The 1,112-nt window shown below is 73.8% G+C and carries 2 protein-coding genes; one reads left to right on the forward strand and one right to left on the reverse strand.

Features of this window, described 5'->3' with window-relative positions; translation table 11 throughout:
• Positions 1-392, forward strand: a 392-nt coding sequence (locus CCN33_RS29745; protein WP_107484022.1) for a hypothetical protein, incomplete at its 5' end; no start/stop codon positions are given.
• Positions 393-447: 55 nt separating this feature from the next.
• Here CCN33_RS29745 and CCN33_RS29750 read toward each other — a convergent pair.
• A partial coding sequence (locus CCN33_RS29750; RefSeq protein ID WP_086696436.1) for a MerR family transcriptional regulator occupies positions 448-1,112 on the reverse strand: 665 nt, incomplete at its 5' end.

The raw sequence follows: 1,112 nt of genomic DNA on the forward strand, positions 1-1,112 counted from the left end.
AGGGTCGTTCGCGCGTCGCCGTCGGCGGGATCGCCGACGGCGACGCCCGAACGACCCTGCGCACACTGCACCGCATCTGCCGCGTCTACGCGGCCGTCGGCATCGCCGTTCCCCTGTCCGGCCTCGCCACGGCCGGCAGTCTCGGCGTCATGGGGGACGGCTGGCTGATCGCCTCGATCGTGCTGACCACGGCGGCCGTGGCCGTCCTGGCCGTACTGATCCTGCCCGCCCAGGACCTCGCGCTGGCCGGGACGGCCGGTTCCGCCCCGCCGACGTCGGCTCCGTCGACGACACCGGCGCGGCTGGCCATGCTCACCGGCGTCTTCAATCTGCTGTGGGCCACGGTCACCGTCCTGATGATTATCCGCCCCGGCTCCACCACGGGTGCGTGACCCGCGCACGACCGGTCCACGCACCGCGCCGGCCTCGGGGAGCGGAAGACAGGCCCTAGTCCTCGGGGCCGTGCTCGTCGTCGTTTCCCAGCCACTCCCTGACCTCCTGCCTCAGTGACCGCTGGAACGTGGTCAGGAGGGCCTGGATGACCAGGGGCTGCATGTGGGCGGAGAGGGTGCGGACGTCACTCGGGGTGTGTTCGGGGACCGCGTCGCGCAGGAGGGAGGAGAGTTCGCGGGCGGCGGCGCGGGAGTGGTCGAGGAGGGTGGTGCGGGCGGCGAGGATGACTTCCTGGGAGAAGGGGAGGTCGAGGAGCTGTACGGCGAGGCGCAGCAGACCGGAGTCGACGCGGTAGGTGCCGTCCGGCTCGGCGGGGGCCAGGACGTCCATCGCCGCCAGGCGCCGTACGTCCTCCTCCGTCAGCCTGCGCCCCGCGCGGCGGTCCAGCTCGGCGCGGCCGACCGTCTCCACCGCCTCCGGGGCCCAGGAGGAGACGACCGCCCGGTGCACCGCGAGGTCCTGGGCGGTGAGGTCGGCCGGGAGCCGGCTGATGTACCGCTCGATCGCCGCCAGCGTCATCCCCTGCAGCCGCAGCTCTTCGATCAGCGCGAGCCGGGCCAGGTGCTCACGGCCGTACCGGCCGACCCGGCGGGGGCCGATCTCGGGCGGCGGGAGCAGCCCGCGGGTGCCGTAGAAGCGCACCGTGCGCACGGTGACGC

Origin of the sequence: Streptomyces recifensis, assembly GCF_002154615.1 — a bacterium.
Classification (GTDB): Bacteria; Actinomycetota; Actinomycetes; order Streptomycetales; family Streptomycetaceae; genus Streptomyces; species Streptomyces griseoluteus.